The organism is Aerococcus urinaehominis, from assembly GCF_001543245.1.
GTDB lineage: Bacteria > Bacillota > Bacilli > Lactobacillales > Aerococcaceae > Aerococcus > Aerococcus urinaehominis.
Map to the genome: position 1 here is coordinate 587458 of NZ_CP014163.1, position 16915 is coordinate 604372.

The following is a 16915-nucleotide window of genomic DNA, read 5'->3' on the forward strand; positions in this document are numbered from 1 at the left end:
CTTATTCCTCCAAATCATCATATTCTTCTAAGCGCACAGCTGCTAATTGGGAGACACCGTCTTTTTGCATAGTCACCCCATAAAGTAGGTCAGCCTCAGCCATGGTTCCCTTGCGGTGAGTAATGACGATAAACTGGGTTGACCCCTTAAAATTCTTCAAATATTGGCCATAACGCGCCACATTGGCCTCATCCAAGGCTGCCTCTACCTCATCTAAAATGGAAAAAGCGACAGTATTAGCTTCTAAAATAGCAAACAGTAAAGCAATTGCCGTCAAGGCCTTTTCCCCACCAGATAAAAGTGACAGGTGCTGGAGTTTTTTGCCGGGCGGTTGGGCCTTAATTTCAATGCCCGTATGCAAGAGGTCGCTAGGGTCAGTCAAAATCAAATCGGCCTGACCACCCCCAAAGAGCTTAGGAAAAATCTTCTGGAAATTAGCCTGGACTACTTTAAAGGTCTGCTTAAAGCGACGACTCACTTCCTGGTCCATTTTAGCCATGGTCGCCTCTAAATCTGCCTTGGCCTTTAAAATATCCTGACGCTGGCCTTCCGTAAATTGATACTGGTCATTCACCTGGTCATACTCATCAATCGCTGCCAGGTTAACGGGACCGAGTTGGCTTAATTGGCGTTTCAGGTCCCCTACCCTTTGACTAGCCGCCTCAATCGACATATCCAAGTGGCTTTGGGCCTTGGCGCGCTCAAAGGTCAAACCGTAGTCTTCATTGAGCTGGGTCAAATGATTATCGATGGTCACTTCAAACCGGGAAGAACGCGCCTCAAGCTTGCTTTGTTGCTGGTAATAGTCCTGCAAACTAGCAGTTACTTGGTCCAAAGCAACCTGCAAGTCGTTATTTTTCTGGGCTTGATTTTGGCGGTCAGCCTGGGCCTGCTTGAGTTGCTGGTCCATGTCTTGGCGCCAATTTTCGGCCGCTTTTAGGTCAATCGCTAACTGAGCCTGCTTGGTCTGGTCAGCTGTTTGGTCATCATTAATTTGGTCCAGGTCAGCTAGAATAGTCGCTAAACGATCTTGGCGACTGTCAAGATCTGCTTGACTCTGGCTGAGTTCTTTTTGCTGCTGGGCTTGGCGCTCTACCACCACAGCCCGCTCTGTTTTTAGCTCTTGCAACTGGGCTTGCAGCTGGTCTTTGGCCTGGCGACTCTCCTCAGCTGATTGGTTATAAGTTTTTAAACGGGCCTGACTCTCTTCGAGCTCAGCCTCCTTTTTTGCCAATTGCGCCTGCAGTTCCTCAGCTTCCTGGCTGAGTTGTAGTAGATTTTCTTGGTTAACCTGGTGTTCATAGCCTTGGGCTGCCGCTTCCTTTTTGCGGTCTGCCAATTGCTGGCTGGTTTGGTCAAGCCGGTCTTTTAGCCGTCTTTCTTGATAACGGGTTTCGTCACCTTGCTCTTTAAGCTTAGCCAATTGCGCCTCTTGATCTTTTACTTGGTCAGCCAATTGCTGGTAACTAGCCTGGGCTTGGTGGTAGCGATCTTTTTCCTGGTCCAATTGGGCCTGGAGTTGGTCAATTTCATGTTGGCGGCCTAGTAAACCTCTTGCTTGTTTTTTTACCGACCCACCAGTCATAGAACCGCCCGGATGGATTAAATCCCCTTCAAGGGTCACGATGCGCACCCGGTTTCCCTGGCTACGGGCAAAATGGCGGCCCTGGTCAAGGTCAGTGAAAACTAGAGTTTGGCCTAATAGATTATAGATGATTTCTCGGTAGACCTGGTCATAGTCCAGCAATTCAGCCAAAACGCCGCAATAGCCCGGCGCTAGCTGGGCGGCCTCTCCTACGCTTTTATGCAGGTAACGTCCTTTAATCGTATCCAGGGGATAAAAAGTTGCCCGTCCAGTCTGGTCTTTTTTCAATTGCTTAATGACCTGACTAGCAGTCTGACTAGTATCCACAACAATATTTTGACTGGCACTGGCTAGAGCAATTTCACTGGCCACTAGGTACTTGGCCGGCACCTGGATCAATTGGGCCACGGCCCCTTTGATGCCAGGGTGCTGGCTTTTTAAGGCTAAGGCGGCCTTTGGTCCCTGGTAAAAGCCAGTATGGTCGGCGGCTAGTTCTTTGAGACTGTGTAGGCGTGACTCGGTTCGCAGCATATGCTGGTTAGCCTGCTGACGACCCTGGTCAAGTTGCTTTAAGTCAGACTGGCGGTCTTGGTAAAGCCTTGCCTGCTGGCGGTAGCGGTCCAACAGCTCTGCCAAATGCGCTTGAACTTGGTCAAGTTCCTTAGTTTGAGTCAGCTTAGTCTGGTCTAACTTGTCAATAGCCGCCTGGTCCTGATTGCTGGTCCGATCTAAGCGTTGACTCTGGGCTTTTTCTTGGTCCTGGTCTTTTTTATTTTGCGCTAGACGATTACGCAGGTGGACCAGGTCTTGACGCAGATTAATATAACGCTCCCGCTCAGCCTCAATCTCTTGGTCAGTGACTGGTTGCAGGTGGTCTAGGTCAGCTTGAACTTGCTTGATCTGATCAGCTAAGTCAGCTTGAGCTTGGTCGATAACTGCCAGGTCCGCTTGGACTTGGGCGACATCATCAGTTCCTGTTTTAATAGCTCCCCGCAATTCTGCTAGCACCTGGTCTTGACTAGCCTTACTCTGCTTCCGGAATCTAGCTTGCTGGTCTAGCACTTTTAATTCTGACCGGAGTTGTTCGATTTTTTGCACACCAGCAACATAGGCCTGGTTATCCTGGTTAACCAACTGGTCTAAGTCTTGGTAGCGGTCCTTGCCTGCCTTGATTTGTGCTTGCAGCTGACTGGCCTGGTCTTGGTTTTGATCAATCCGGTCATTTAATTGCTCCAGGTCTTGCTTAGTGACTGCCCACTGGTCTGACAAAGTTTCAACTTGGACAGTAGTCAAAGCGATATCCAGCTGGCTCAGTTCCTCTTTCATCGTTTGATACTTAAGCGCCGCCTCTCTTTGGTCAGCCAATGGGGCCAAACGCTGGCTGAGGCCATGAACGATATCATAGAGGCGACTCAGATCGTCTTCTGTCGCTCTTAATTTTTTCTCAGCTTCATATTTACGGGTCTTATACTTTAAAACCCCAGCGGCTTCTTCAATAATACCGCGACGATCACCAGGCTTTTGACTAAAAATCTCTTCAACCCGTCCTTGGGAAATAATTGAAAAGGAGTCCCGCCCCACGCCTGTATCCATCGTCAAATCAGTAATATCCCGCAAGCGACAATTCTGTTGATTAATTTGATAAGTCGACTCCCCGCTACGGGTAAAGCGCCGCGAAATCGATACCTCATCCTGGTCGATAGCCAAGACACGGTCGCTATTATCGAATACCAGGGTTACTTGGGCATATTGGCTGGGACGTCGTTCGCTAGCACCCGCAAAAATAACATCATCCATCCGCCGTCCCCGCAAAGATTTAGCTGATTGCTCACCCAAAACCCACTTGATGGCTTCAGTAATATTAGACTTACCTGAGCCATTGGGACCGACAATGGCAGTAAAGCCAGGATTTAATTCGATATGGGTTTTATTAGCAAAGCTCTTAAAACCCACCATATCAATCGCCTTTAAATACACAAGACAACTCCTTCACTGCTAAACCTGCAAGGCTTGCAAAGCCTGGCTGGCCGCTGCTTGTTCAGCTAACTTTTTAGTTCGTCCTTGCCCCTGGCCGATAGTTTGACCGTTAACCTGGACAGCCACCTTGAAGCGCCGATTATGAGCTGGACCTTCCTCACCAACTAATTGATAGCTAATTTGGACCCGACCGCTCTTTTGTAGCTCTTCTTGTAGGGCCGTTTTAGCATCAACCAATTGATCAAATGCGCCCCTCTTGATCTTAGGGTAAATGGTTTGATTCATAAAATGAATAATCGCATCTTTCCCAAGATCAAGATACAGGGCACCGATTACGGCTTCAAAAAGGTCGCATAAGAGGGCCGGACGCTGGCGCCCACCAGAAGCTTCTTCCCCAGTCCCTAGACGTACGTATTGATTAAAATGGCAGTCTTGGCAGAACTGAGCTAGACTCTCTTCCCGTACAATCAGGGCCCGCATCCGAGATAGCTCTCCTTCACTTAATTGGGGATAATGAGCGAATAGATACTCTGATACGACTAGCTCTAAAACCGCATCCCCTAAAAACTCAATCCGCTCGTTATATTTGTCAAACTCTGACCGGTGTTCATTATAATAAGATGAATGCGTAAAGGCTTCCTCATACAGAACAGCTTGGTCAATGCTAATAGCAAATTGGTCTAAAAATAATGCTTTAACTTCCTTAAAATTAAAGGCCATAAGTGTCCTCCTTTTAGATTTTATTGTTATAAAAGATTCAAGAGCCTGGGTCATAAGTCCCAGGCTTTCGCTTTATGCGAACATTTGCAGCATAGTCGAGTTCAAAACGCTTCTCCTCACACCCTGCTTAGTCGGGTTTGGTCTGGCAGAACTGAAGCCCCAGCCCTCACACCCTGTTTTAGTCGGGTTCGGCTTGGCAGGACTGAAGCCACTTCAGAAATTAGTCTCAATAGCTTGAGCTTGCAGATATTGGCCTAATTCCTTCCAGTGGTTCATTCCTGAACGCCAAGCCTCACACCCTCTTATTATATTTACTTGCTGGCTACTTCGTGGTCAATAATGCGCACCAGGTCGCCCATGGTTTGGATGTTTTCCAAATCATCATCGGCAATCCGAATCTCAAACTTATCTTCTAGTTGCATAACAACTTCAATAATATCTAAGGAATCAGCCCCCAAGTCACGACTGAAAACCAGATCGTTACCAACCTTATTTTCATCAACCCCAAAACGCTCAACCAGTAATTGAGAGACAATCTCAACTGTTGTATTAGTTGGTAGCATGCTTATTCCTCCTCTTTAGCGGCCTGTAAGCTTGCCGCCAAGGCCAAAGCCATGGACTGACTAATATCTTTAGCCAACATGTCTTGAGTTTGTAGCAAGGCCTGGTAGATGGTCTGGCGATTAGCGGTACCATGACACTTGATAACTGGTGCTTGACAGCCAAACAAGATGGCACCACCAGCCTGGTCATGGTCAACATGCTGGAGCATCTCTTTTAATGGTTTTTTCAGCATAGCACCTGCCATTTTGGCAGATAAACCACTATTCATAATCGTGGACTTAAGCAACTTCATTACTGAGCCCGCCGTACCTTCAATGGTTTTTAGAACGGCATTACCAGTAAAACCGTCAGCAACTACAATATCGGCCACACCATTTAAAAGGTCCCGGGCCTCCACATTACCAATAAAATTAATCTGGTCTTCTTGAGCTAAGAGTTGATGGGCAGCCTGGGTGAGCTTACTACCCTTGCTAGCTTCTGCGCCATTGTTCAATAAGCCCACCCGGGCCTGGCTTAAACCAAGTACCTGGTCAGCATAAATAGTAGCCATAATCGCATATTGGTGTAAATGCTGGGCTTTACTATCAGCATTAGCACCGGCGTCAATTAACAGCCAGTTCTTATCCAGATCTTGAATACTAGGTAGGCTAGCCATCAAGCCAGGTCGGTCGACACCCTTCATACGTCCCACGATTAACAGGCCAGCCGCTAGTAGCGCACCTGTATTACCGGCGGAAATGAGCGCCTGGGCATGACCCTGCTTGACATCTCGGGCCGCTCTTACCAACGAAGCATCTTTTTTCTTGCGAATCGCCCGGACAGGTTCATCTCCAGTCGCAATTACTTCTTGGCAATCCACGACACTCAAGTTAGCCAGATCCTGGCCCGCTAGGTAAGGTTTAATCTGATCTGCTTGACCATACAAGATTAAGGATAAATTAGGATAATCTTGGGCGGCCTTTACAGCTCCTAGACAAATTTCTTCTGGGGCATTGTCGCCGCCCATGGCATCAATTGCGATTCTCATTTTTATCTCCTTTATTGGTTGAAGTTTTTCGCTTGTTGGCTTAACCAAGCTTGTAGCTGTGGGTATAATTGAGGATTGGCTTGCATATCTCTAGCCACTTGACCGGCATCACGACGGGCATAACCAAGCATGACTTGGTCGCCGATGGGGTCTGCCAGCTTAAAACGAGGCAGGCCTGATTGTTTAGTGCCAAAATAGTCCCCCGCCCCCCGCAATTCCAAATCTTGCTGGCTCAAATAAAAACCATCTGTCGATTGGGTCATAATCTGCATCCTTTGCTTACCATTCTCAGTTTTTGGATCAGCAATCAACACACAGGTTGAAGCCCAAGCCCCTCGGCCAATCCGCCCCCGCAATTGGTGGAGTTGAGCCAGGCCAAAACGGTCAGCATCTAGGATTACCATGAAGGTGGCATTGGGGACGTTAACACCAACCTCAACTACAGTCGTTGCTACTAAAATTTGGCAACGATTCGCTTGAAAATCAGCCATGACCTGGTCCTTTTCTTCATTAGTCATTTTACCATGAAGGAGCCCTACGCCAAAGTAGTCACCATATTGTGCTTGGTAGTCCTGGTAAATATTTTCAGCATTTTGAACTTCCAAACTCTCAGATTCCTGGATTAGCGGGCAAATAATATAAACCTGGTGCCCAGCCTTTAATTGGCCCCAGACCTGGTCTTGGACACGGTCAGCCTGGCTGGGTCGCACCCACAGGGTTTGGATTGGCTGGCGACCACTGGGTAGAGCCTTAATTTTAGAGACATCCATATCGCCCATAATCGTAATTTCCAGGGTCCGGGGAATTGGGGTAGCGGTCATATAAAGCAAGTTAGCTGCTTCTTCTTGGCTCTTTTGACGCAGGGCAGCCCTTTGGTTGACACCAAAACGATGTTGCTCATCAATAATAGCCAAACCCAGGCGGCGAAAAGCAACATCATCTTGGATCAAGGCATGGGTACCCACTACCACATGGATGCTGCCCTCGGCTAAACCCGCTAAAATTTGCCGCCGGTCTTTAGCCTTGGTTGACCCAGTAAGCAGGGCAACTTGGACGGGTGTCTGGTCAAAAATAGCCTGAATCGACTGAAAATGTTGGTCAGCTAAAATCTCAGTTGGCACCATTAAAGCTGATTGGTAACCTGCAATAGCCGTAGCATAAATGGCAATAGTCGCCACAATTGTTTTACCGGACCCCACATCACCTTGAAGTAAACGATTCATGGGATAGGTTTGCCGTAAATCAGCGCAAATTTCATTGACCACTTTTTTTTGGTCACTGGTCAACTCAAAGGGAATGGTCTGAATAAAGGCAATCAGTTCTTGATTATTATAACGTATTTGAGCACCAAGCTCATGCTGACGCTGACTGAGGCGGCGCCACTGTAAGCCGAGCTGGTAGAGGAAGAATTCTTGGTATTTGATTTGCCGCCGGGCTTGCAGGCTAGCAGCTTCGCTATCCGGGAAGTGAACCTGCCCTACCGCCTGGCGATGCCCCATCAATTGGTAGTGGTCACTAATTGCCTGGGGTAAAATCTCTGGAATTAAATCTTGGTAACCAACTAGGGCCTGGGTGACTAAATCCTGGATCGTTTTTTGGCTAAGTTTGGCAGTGGTAGGATAGATAGCAGCCATTTGGTCATCTTCCTGGTGGTGGTTAAAGACCCGGTAGGCCAAGAGTTGCTGGCGACCTGCCTCATATTTCCCATAAACATAAACTGACTCGCCGATTACGAAATTTTTTTTGAGATAGGGCTGGTTAAAAATAGTCACCTGGACCAGGTCTGGACCAACAGCTAAGCGTACCGACAAGCGACTTTTTTTACCGCCATAATACTGGACAACTGGTTCGGTACGAACAATTCCGGCCAAGGTCGCTTCCTGGCCGTCAACCAGCTGGTGTAGGTCCTTGACCGAAATATCTTGATAACGAAAAGGAAAATGGTAAAGCAGGTCTTGGATGGTGGTGATATTTAATTTTGCCAATAAATCCGCCTTAGCTTGGCCAACGCCCTTTAGGACTGTGACTGGGTCTAATAATGATTTCACGAACCCCTGACCTCCTTATAGTTTAATCCTATTCTAACATGTTTTAACGGCTGGCAAAACCTCAGCTTAGGCCTGTAAACACCAATAGAGCCTAACCCACCGGGCCAGGCTCTAGCAGAAATATACTTCAAAATTTTAGCCTCGAAGGCTTACTGTTAACTACAATTTTATTTGGGCCAAAATCTCCAGTAAATTACGTCTGGCTGGTAGGGTCGATAGCATGTTGCCAATTAGAAAATTATCACACTTAGTCTCGGTCATCAGCGCCTTAAGTTGCTTTTCTATAGTCAAAGGATCCCCTACCACTTTACGATAAGTAAAATCAGCGACAAAAGCCTGTTCTTCCTTGGAAAAAGGATAGTCAGCAGCATCATCCGGACTTAAGAGCGAATACACCGACCGCTTATCAGTCAAAAAGGCCATTAACCAGTAGTCCAAGGCGTGTTCTAATATTGGAATCAGGTCTTCATTATAAGCTGAGACAGCAAATAGCGACAGGGTTGCCTCAGGTTGGCTCAGGAATATCGAGGGCCTAAAATAATCTCGGTAAATCTGAATAGCCTGCTTGGCCTCATCCAAATTATTATTGAGAAACAGACCAAAATTAAAACCTAAACCCATTTCACCACAAAATTGGGCCCGCTTAGCTGACGCTGACAGAAGGTAGAGCGGCATGCTATCCTCATGAATGACTGGCATCGCTATAGGGGAAGCATTCCGCTGGCCATTAAGGGCAAAGTTAGCATCGCTATAGGCAACTAACTGTCTAAGTTCAGCTTCGTAATCAAGATTATGGCGGATGTTCAAACCCAGTTCATCCTGGGCTTCAAGTTCGGTAGGTGTTGAATGGCCCACACCCATTTCAATCCGGCCTGGTAAAATTGCTGAAAAAGTCTTCATATTTTCAGCTAACTGGTAAGGACTAGTATTATCTAGCATTACCCCACCGGCCCCCACCTTAATCTCTTTGGTGATAGATGCCAGGCGGGCCATCAAGATTAAAGGAGAATTTCCTAATATCGAAGGGGTGTTATGGTGTTCGGCTACCCAGTACCTTTGCAAGCCTAATTCATCAGCATGTTGGGCGAGTTTAATGGTATTTTGAAAGGCTTCAAAATCGCTAGTATATTTATCCCGAGGGATAAAATCCAGTATCCCAATTTTTGAGGACATTATTGTTTCTCCTTCCACGTTTATCATAAATTGATTATAGCATTAAAACAGGCATAAAAAGAAAAAAGCCGGTACTGGGGGGTAAAATAACTTCCCTAGTCCGGCACAGTTTTTCTGGCGTAAGTAAGATGAAAACTCAATATTACGCTTTTTTGAACGCTGTTTTGATTATTCTACTGATACTAAATAATGGTAAACAGGTTGGTCGCCTTGTACAATCTCGTACTCAACTTCTGGATAATCAATCTGTAATTGACCTATGATTGCCTCAGCTTGAGCTTGGTCACCTTGGTCACCAATAATTAAGGTGACAATTTCACTGTCCTCATCTAGCATCGCTGCAATGGTTGCTTGGGTTGCACTAGCTAAATCAGCGTCAGCAACCTTAATATCCCCTTCCACAATACCCATAAAGTCATCTTTCTTAATGGTTAAACCGTCAATCTGGGTATCACGAACGGCATTAGTAATTTGACCACTCTTGACAAAAGCTAATTCTTCAGTCATAGCTGCCTGGTTATCTGCCAATTCAGCAAGGCCATTATAAGCTAGCAAGGCGGTAATTCCTTGAGAAATGGTCCGACTTGGAATCACTGCGCATGGCATATCAGCCACTTGCGCAGCCTGCTCGGCGGCCATAAAGATATTCTTATTATTAGGCAAAATAATAATATTTTCGGCATTAGCTTGGTCAATCGCCTTGAGAATATCCTCAGTAGAAGGATTCATGGTTTGACCACCATTAATAATATTGGTAGCCCCCATGCTCTTGAAGAGGTCTTGAATACCTTGGCCAGCAGCAACTGCAATAATGCCATACTTAGCAGGTTTTTCATCAGAAACTGGGATGGCTTCGCTCACACTGCCTTGTCCGTCTAGAAGGGCATCGTGTTGCTCGCGCATATTATCCACTTTAATTTTAATCAAGGATCCGAATTTCTGACCATAGTTCATGACTTCACCCGGTGTTTCCGTATGCACATGGACTTTGACGATTTCATCATCATTGACGACTAATAATGAATCGCCCAAATCATTTAAATAATTACGGAAGCTATCATAATCAAATTCATCAGTATAGGTTGGCCCATCCTTAAGGCGGACCATGATTTCAGTACAGTAACCAAATTTAATATCTTCTGTATTTACCGCGTGGGCGGTATCAAAATGATGCTCATGGTGGGCAATCTCTGTCACATCAGCTTGGGATAGATTGCTTGGTTGGCTAGGAACAGCCTCACCAGTTAGCGATTCTAAAAAGCCGGTGTAAATAAAGAGTAAGCCTTGACCACCAGAATCGACCACACCAACTTCTGCTAAAACTGGCAAAAGATTAGGCGTATTATCCAAGGCCACTTGGCCAGCCGCTTGTACCTGGCGCATCAATTCAACCGGATCATCACCCTCGGCTAAATAAGCTTGACCTGCTTCCGCTGCTTCACGAGCCACAGTGAGGATGGTCCCTTCAACAGGTTTCATAACTGCTTTGTAGGCTGTTTCTACACCCTGGCTAAAAGCTTGACCCAATTGCTTAGCATTAACAGTGTCTAAATCTTCTAAAGCCTTAGCAAAACCACGGAATAATTGGGAAAGAATGACACCCGAATTACCGCGTGCGCCCATCAAGAGCCCCTTGGCTAAATCAGCGGCAATTTCACCAGCAGTTTGTGATTGTTTTCTGATTACCTGGTCTACACCAGATGTAAAAGATAAGTTCATATTGGTTCCCGTATCACCATCCGGAACGGGAAATACATTTAGGGCGTTAACATAGTCAACATTTTCCGTCAGGCGGTTAGCCCCTACTTCAAACATGGCCTGCAAATCTTGGGCCTTTAATTCTTTGGAATGCAACAAAATAACCTCCTTATTTGTTTTTAATCCTCTTGGGTACGGACGCCTTGGACATAAACGTTTACCACGTTAGCCGACAAGCCCAACACCTTTTCAAGCTCATATTTTACTGAACTTTGGACATTACGACAAATTTCAGAAATTTTTGTTCCATAGTTCACAATAATATACAAATCAACAACGATTAGGTTGTCTTCAACCCTGACTAAAACGCCACGTGCATAATTTTCGATATTTAAAATTTCTTGAATGCCATCACGGATTTGATGCTTGCTGGCCATGCCAACCACGCCATAATTACGGGTAGTAGCGACACCAACAACAGTGGCGATTGCTTCATTTGTGACATCAATTTCACCCAAATTTGATTGAATTTTTACTGCCATAACAGAAGCCTCCTCTATATTTATTATCTTCTTTGAGATACGGAAAAGACATATCAATTTATTTTACCATAAATTCAGCTAATATCCTAAAGCTGATTGAATTATTAGCTAGATCCATGACCACTAGAGTAGCTTTTCAGGCAGAAAAAGCAAAAGAAAAAGCCTAGCCGCAGCTAGACCTTTAAATTCAAAATTATACGCGTTGTACTTTACCGCTCTTTAAAGCACGAGCAGAAACCCATACACGTTTTTTATTACCATTTTCATCGATAATACGAACTTTTTGTAAGTTTGGTTTATAAGTACGTTTAGTTGCGTTTAACGCGTGTGAGCGGTTATTACCAGATTTAGCCTTGCGACCAGTGAAATAACATTCTTTTGCCATTTGATGTTTGCCTCCTTTAAAAATCGTATACTAGAATAGTTTAGCAAGCTTGCCAATAAAATTCAAGCTTTTTTTATTTTTCTTAATTAACCAGCATCTCGCGACTGAATCGCCATGAGCAAACCATGGCTAAACGAAAGCCTCATATCCTGGTCTGAGCTGATAAATTCATTGGATACCAGCGCAATCGGATACGGGTAGTCAACCTGGTCCAGTTCATATTTAACCCCTGTTAAAGTGAGATTTTTTATCGATGTTAGTCCAATAAAAGATAAGTAGTCATAATCTGGTAACGGGCTAATTTGATAAGTCCCTGGCCGATAAAATTTTAAGCGATTACTTAAGCCAATAAAAGTCATATCAATTAACTTATCTTGGAGCTGAGGCTGGTAGGCCAACCATAAATTTGACAGCTCGTGGTCTATACGTCCACCAAAAATACCATAGAAATAATAAGCCTGGTCAGGGTAATGGTTAAGCGCCCACTCAATCGCAGCCTCAGTATCTGTTTGGTCTTTGTCAGTCGCTAAACGGATAAAATGTTGGGCAACCGCCTCGGCCTGCCACTGCACAGCTAGCGGCACAGAATCATAATCACCAATGGCTAATTCAATCGGCAAACCAGCTTCAAGTAGGCGGCTGACACCACGATCAATCCCAATAAAAACAGCTTGGTCCAAGCCGGCAACCTCAGCCAGAAAATGGTCCTGGTCATAATCTGGACCAGTAGCTACGAAAACAACCGTCATTTTTTAGCCACCTCGCGCATACCAGCAATAGTCTGCGCAATGTCATCACTACCGTAGATATAAGAGCCGGCAACAAAAACATCAGCACCAAGCTGGTAGCATTGTTGGCAAGTTGCTTGGTTAATGCCACCATCAACTTCAATCAAATAATCATAGGACGGATTTTCCCGCCGCAGCTGGTCCAAAATTTCAATTTTCTTAACCGTTGATGGAATAAAGGCCTGGCCACCAAAACCAGGGTTAACTGTCATCACTAAAACTAAATCTAGGTCAGCTAAGACCGGTTCAATAACCGAAACTGGTGTGCCGGGATTAATGGCTAAGCCTGCCTTCATACCAGCTGCCTTGATTTTCTGTATGAGCGCATGCAGATGAGGGGCAGCCTCATAATGGAAGGTAAAGTAGTCTGCACCAGCTTGGGCATAAAGATCAATATAATCTTCTGGATTGGTAACCATTAAGTGACAGTCTAATTTAAGTTCGGTTTGTGGGCGTAGGGCTTCAACCACGCTAACTCCAAAGCTCAAATTAGGCACAAAATGACCATCCATAATATCAATATGCACAAAGTCCGCACCAGCCTGGTCAATTTTTTCCACATCCTGACCCAAGTGAGCAATATTAGCAGCTAAAATCGAAGGTGCAATATACATAAAATCATCCTCTCTAACGATAATCAGGTTTAATTTGACTGATTTCTTCAAATAATTGTAGGTAACTGTCATAGCGTTCCTGGCTAATCGTCCCCTCAACTAGACCCGCCTTGACGGCACACTTAGGCTCAGGAATATGGGTGCACTCCCTGAATTTACAATAAGGCGCTAAATCACGCATTTCTGGAAAACAGCTAGCTAGGTCGCGCTTATCAAGGTGGTCAAAGCTGATGCTGGAAAAACCTGGGGTATCAACTATTTGTCCACCCAGCAGATGGTGCAACTCAACATGCCGGGTCGTATGACGCCCCCGGCCTAAAGCTTGAGATACGGCGCCAGTCTCAAGAGCTAGTTCAGGTAAAACTTGGTTGAGGAAGGTTGACTTACCCACACCAGATTGGCCAACAACTACCATCAACTGGTCTTGGGTTAGGCTAGCTAATTCATCCAAGCGCTCATGGGCATCTAGGTTATCAAAGACCTGGTAACCAACTGACTCATAAAGTCGACGAGCTAGCAGATAGTCAGCATAATCAGATTGATTAAGTAGGTCTAACTTAGAAAAATAAATCAAGGGCTGGATAGCCAGACTCTCTAAGTAGACTAAATAGCGGTCAATGAGTTTTGGACTGATCTGCGGTTCAACAACTGAACAGACTAGAAAAGCTAGGTCAACATTAGCGACAGCTGGTCTGACTAAGGCATTTTTGCGGTCATGAATGGCCACTAAGTAGCCTTGGTCCCCTTCCGTCTTGATGAAATCAACATAGTCTCCTACCAGGGGCTTGGTATTGGTATTACGAAATTGACCTCGGGCCCGTGTTTGGTAAATCTGGCCATCAGCTTGGCTGCGGATGTAATAAAAACCACTCAGAGCCTTTTCAACCTGGCCCTGGTAGACTTGTTCCTTTTCCTGCATATTAGTCCTCACTTGCTTTAACTTTATTTTCCATAATTACTTCACCATCTCGTTCAATTTTAAAGCGCGCTGTCTCACCCTTCTCAGTTTCAAAGGTCATGGTATATGACCGGTCTGAGGATATGCTAAAGGTATCGGCTGGGGTATCGTAGCTATGGTTGAGGTCATCCATGTAAACTTTAATTTCATTACTAGATCGTCTAAACAAGCTGGCATAAACCTGCTGACCTTGCCACCAGTCTTTCACGCCTTGCCACCAAGCAGTATCCTCACTTGATTGCCGGGCATTATTGGCCTTATAAGGGATAGTGACAGTATGCCTAAAGGTAACCTTTTCTGGTTCCTGGGCGATAGTGACTGATAACTTATCACCAATATGAAAGTCTTGACCCACGCCGATACTTTGGTCAAGTACCGTACCTGATGGCACTGCTCCGGTTTTTTCTTGCTTGGTTGCCAGGCTTAGCCCATACTCTTCCGCATAAGCTTCGACATCCGACTGGGCCCAACCAGTTAGATCGGGCATTTGGAATGTTTGCCGGCCTAGTGATACGGTCAAATCAATCGCAGTATCTTGGGCGATGACTGATTCGCCAGGAGCAATACTCTGACTAATGACCTTATCCTGGCCAACCGTTTCACTATAATCGTCAATGCGATTCACGGTAAAACCAGCCTTTTCCAGGTCCTTTTTAACCTGTTCAAACTGACTACCAACATAATTGCCTACCTGAACGGGTTCCGGGCCTTGACTGATAATTAGATCAACCTGGCTTTCTTCTTTAACATGGCTACCGGCTTTGGGTTGGCTGGCAATTATCTGGTCACTGGCTATCTGGCTATGATATTCATAGTCGCTATCACCAACCTGCAATTGGTGGTCAGCTAGGGTTGAAGCTGCTTCAGCCTGGCTAAGGCCTTGGAGATCAGGCACAGTAACTTCACGCGCAAAAAGCCCGGTTGCTTGGGCCAAGATGGCTAGCACTAGGATGGCTAAGACCCCTGAAGCCATGAGCAACCACTTCTTCATACGAGCTTGGTGGTCAGGGTCATTAATCTTGATTTTACCCTGTTTATCACTACTGCTAGCTATTTGAACTTGGTCCTGAGATTCAGTAGCTGAGTCTGCCGCAAAAGCTGGGCGCTCCTCAACTAGCGGCGCGGCCTGGACTGGTGTTAAACCCTCATTTAAAAGGATCGTTTCCTCGCTCGTCCCAATCTGCCCTTCTATATCCTCCTTAGCTAAAAGCAAGCTTTCTTCTGGTACATGGGAGGTCACCAGGATGGCCTCCCCGGCCCGGTCACTGTCTAGGGCGGTCTGCAAATCACTAATCATTTCTGCGGTCGTGCGGTAACGCTCTGTTACCTTCTTAGCTGTTGCTCGCTGGACCACATTGATTAGGGCGTTAGGCACATCAGCGCGATAGTCGCGAATATCAGGCAAGGGTTCTTGAAAATGTTTGAGAGCGATGGTAACAGCGGACTCGCCTTCAAAAGGAATGGTCCCCGTTAATAACTCAAACAGGACAATACCGATCGAATAAATATCAGACTGGGCAGTCGCCATGGCGCCCCGGGCCTGCTCGGGTGACAGGTAGTGGACAGAGCCAATAATGGCGTTAGTCCGAGTAATAGAGGTTTCAGAGGAAACCGTGGCAATACCAAAATCCATAACCTTGACTTGGCCATCATCTTTAATTTTGATATTTTGTGGCTTTAAATCACGGTGGATAATCCCCTGCTGGTGGGCAGCTTGGATACCAGCCAAAATCTGCAGGGTAATGTCGCAGGCCTGGTCAATCGGAAGCGGTTGATAGGTTTGGATATAAGTCTTTAAGTCTAAACCATCCACATACTCCATCACAATAAACTGTACATTACGGTCAATCCCCACATCATAGATATTAACAATATTAGGATGGTTGATTTCCGATACCGCATTAGCTTCACGCTGGAAACGAATGATGGCATCATGGAGATTGTGGCTACCAACCCGCAGAAATTTGATGGCTACCTGCCGGGCTAAAATTGGATCATAGGCTAGATAAACATCTGCCATACCCCCGGTACCAATTAAATCAATAATCTCATAACGGTCATCAATTATTTGTCCGGGATTCATACACGGCCACCTCCTTCACGACGGGCTAAAACCACTGAGATATTATCGCGCCCACCAGCTGCGTTGGCCTGGTCTACTAACTTATTGACAGCCGTTTTTAGGTCTGGGCTGGTAACTATTGTTTGATAAATGTCTTGGTCAGTCAGCATGTCTGTGAGACCATCTGAACATAGTAAAAAGACATCGTCTGCATTGACATAAAAGCGGACTAGGTCTACTTGAACCGGGTCCTGACTACCTAAAGAGCGGGTAATAATATTTTTTTGCGGGTGGTGGTCAGCCTCTTCGGGTGTAATCATCTCAGCATCAACTAGTTCTTGGACATAAGAGTGGTCCTTGGTCTTTTGCTCAATATCAGTTGGTGTAATGAGATACAGGCGCGAATCTCCCACATGGCCAGCTAGGGCAAAGTCATCAATAATAACTAAGACAACAATGGTCGTACCCATACCTTGGAGGTCTTGAAAAAGCTGGGACTTTTCATATATGCGCTGGTTACAAGCCTCTATCTCCGCCTGTAACCAGCCCTTGGCTTGATGGCTAGAGGAAAAACCTGTTTGTTCAAAAGCATGACCTAGCTGGTAGAGGGCCATTTCAGCGGCAACATCTCCAGCATTGTGGCCCCCCATGCCATCGCACAAGATAAGCATGGGCTGGCCAGTTTTGTCATAAAAAACACCCACCTGGTCTTGGTTGACCTGGCGTCGCTTACCAACATCGGTTAGTTTGGCAATCTCCATAGCTAAACCCCTT

Annotated in this window: 14 protein-coding genes; all 14 read right to left on the bottom strand. The window is 45.8% G+C overall.

Annotated features, from left to right (window positions below):
* Window position 1: 1 nt before the first annotated feature.
* On the bottom strand, window positions 2–3562 hold the full coding sequence (smc, locus tag AWM75_RS02650; protein ID WP_067977901.1) for a chromosome segregation protein SMC: 3561 nt from the start codon (window positions 3560–3562) through the stop codon (window positions 2–4).
* An 18-nt stretch (window positions 3563–3580) separates the two neighbouring features.
* The gene (gene rnc, locus AWM75_RS02655; protein ID WP_082702027.1) at window positions 3581–4282 is read right to left on the bottom strand and encodes a ribonuclease III; all 702 of its coding nucleotides are present in this window, start codon (window positions 4280–4282) and stop codon (window positions 3581–3583) included.
* A gap of 311 nt (window positions 4283–4593) precedes the next feature.
* On the bottom strand, window positions 4594–4845 hold the full coding sequence (gene acpP / locus AWM75_RS02660; RefSeq protein WP_067977905.1) for an acyl carrier protein: 252 nt from the start codon (window positions 4843–4845) through the stop codon (window positions 4594–4596).
* Between the two features lie 2 nt (window positions 4846–4847).
* Complete coding sequence (gene plsX / locus AWM75_RS02665; RefSeq protein ID WP_067977907.1) at window positions 4848–5873, bottom strand: phosphate acyltransferase PlsX; 1026 nt, start codon at window positions 5871–5873, stop codon at window positions 4848–4850.
* 11 nt (window positions 5874–5884) lie between these two features.
* Window positions 5885–7921 (bottom strand): ATP-dependent DNA helicase RecG, encoded by a 2037-nt coding sequence (recG, locus tag AWM75_RS02670; RefSeq protein WP_067977909.1) that lies wholly within the window; start codon window positions 7919–7921, stop codon window positions 5885–5887.
* Window positions 7922–8080: 159 nt separating this feature from the next.
* A complete protein-coding gene (locus tag AWM75_RS02675; protein WP_067977911.1) occupies window positions 8081–9094 on the bottom strand; it encodes an MsnO8 family LLM class oxidoreductase in 1014 nt (337 codons plus the stop codon).
* Window positions 9095–9262: 168 nt separating this feature from the next.
* On the bottom strand, window positions 9263–10948 hold the full coding sequence (locus AWM75_RS02680) for a DAK2 domain-containing protein (protein ID WP_412459294.1): 1686 nt from the start codon (window positions 10946–10948) through the stop codon (window positions 9263–9265).
* A gap of 23 nt (window positions 10949–10971) precedes the next feature.
* A complete protein-coding gene (locus tag AWM75_RS02685; RefSeq protein ID WP_067977913.1) occupies window positions 10972–11334 on the bottom strand; it encodes an Asp23/Gls24 family envelope stress response protein in 363 nt (120 codons plus the stop codon).
* A gap of 193 nt (window positions 11335–11527) precedes the next feature.
* Window positions 11528–11719 carry a 50S ribosomal protein L28 gene (gene rpmB, locus AWM75_RS02690; RefSeq protein ID WP_067977915.1) on the bottom strand — a complete coding sequence of 64 codons (192 nt, stop codon included), beginning with the start codon at window positions 11717–11719 and terminating at the stop codon, window positions 11528–11530.
* 86 nt (window positions 11720–11805) lie between these two features.
* Entirely contained in the window at window positions 11806–12468 is a 663-nt protein-coding gene (locus tag AWM75_RS02695; RefSeq protein ID WP_067977917.1) for a thiamine diphosphokinase, read from the bottom strand.
* A complete protein-coding gene (rpe, locus tag AWM75_RS02700) occupies window positions 12465–13121 on the bottom strand; it encodes a ribulose-phosphate 3-epimerase (RefSeq protein WP_067977919.1) in 657 nt (218 codons plus the stop codon). The genes AWM75_RS02695 and rpe overlap by 4 nt, the downstream gene beginning before the upstream one ends.
* A gap of 13 nt (window positions 13122–13134) precedes the next feature.
* Window positions 13135–14040 (bottom strand): ribosome small subunit-dependent GTPase A, encoded by a 906-nt coding sequence (rsgA, locus tag AWM75_RS02705; RefSeq protein ID WP_067977922.1) that lies wholly within the window; start codon window positions 14038–14040, stop codon window positions 13135–13137.
* 1 nt (window position 14041) lies between these two features.
* A complete protein-coding gene (pknB, locus tag AWM75_RS02710; protein WP_067977924.1) occupies window positions 14042–16162 on the bottom strand; it encodes a Stk1 family PASTA domain-containing Ser/Thr kinase in 2121 nt (706 codons plus the stop codon).
* Window positions 16159–16902 carry a Stp1/IreP family PP2C-type Ser/Thr phosphatase gene (locus AWM75_RS02715; RefSeq protein WP_067977926.1) on the bottom strand — a complete coding sequence of 248 codons (744 nt, stop codon included), beginning with the start codon at window positions 16900–16902 and terminating at the stop codon, window positions 16159–16161. Before AWM75_RS02715 ends, pknB begins: the two co-directional genes overlap by 4 nt.
* Window positions 16903–16915 lie beyond the last annotated feature (13 nt).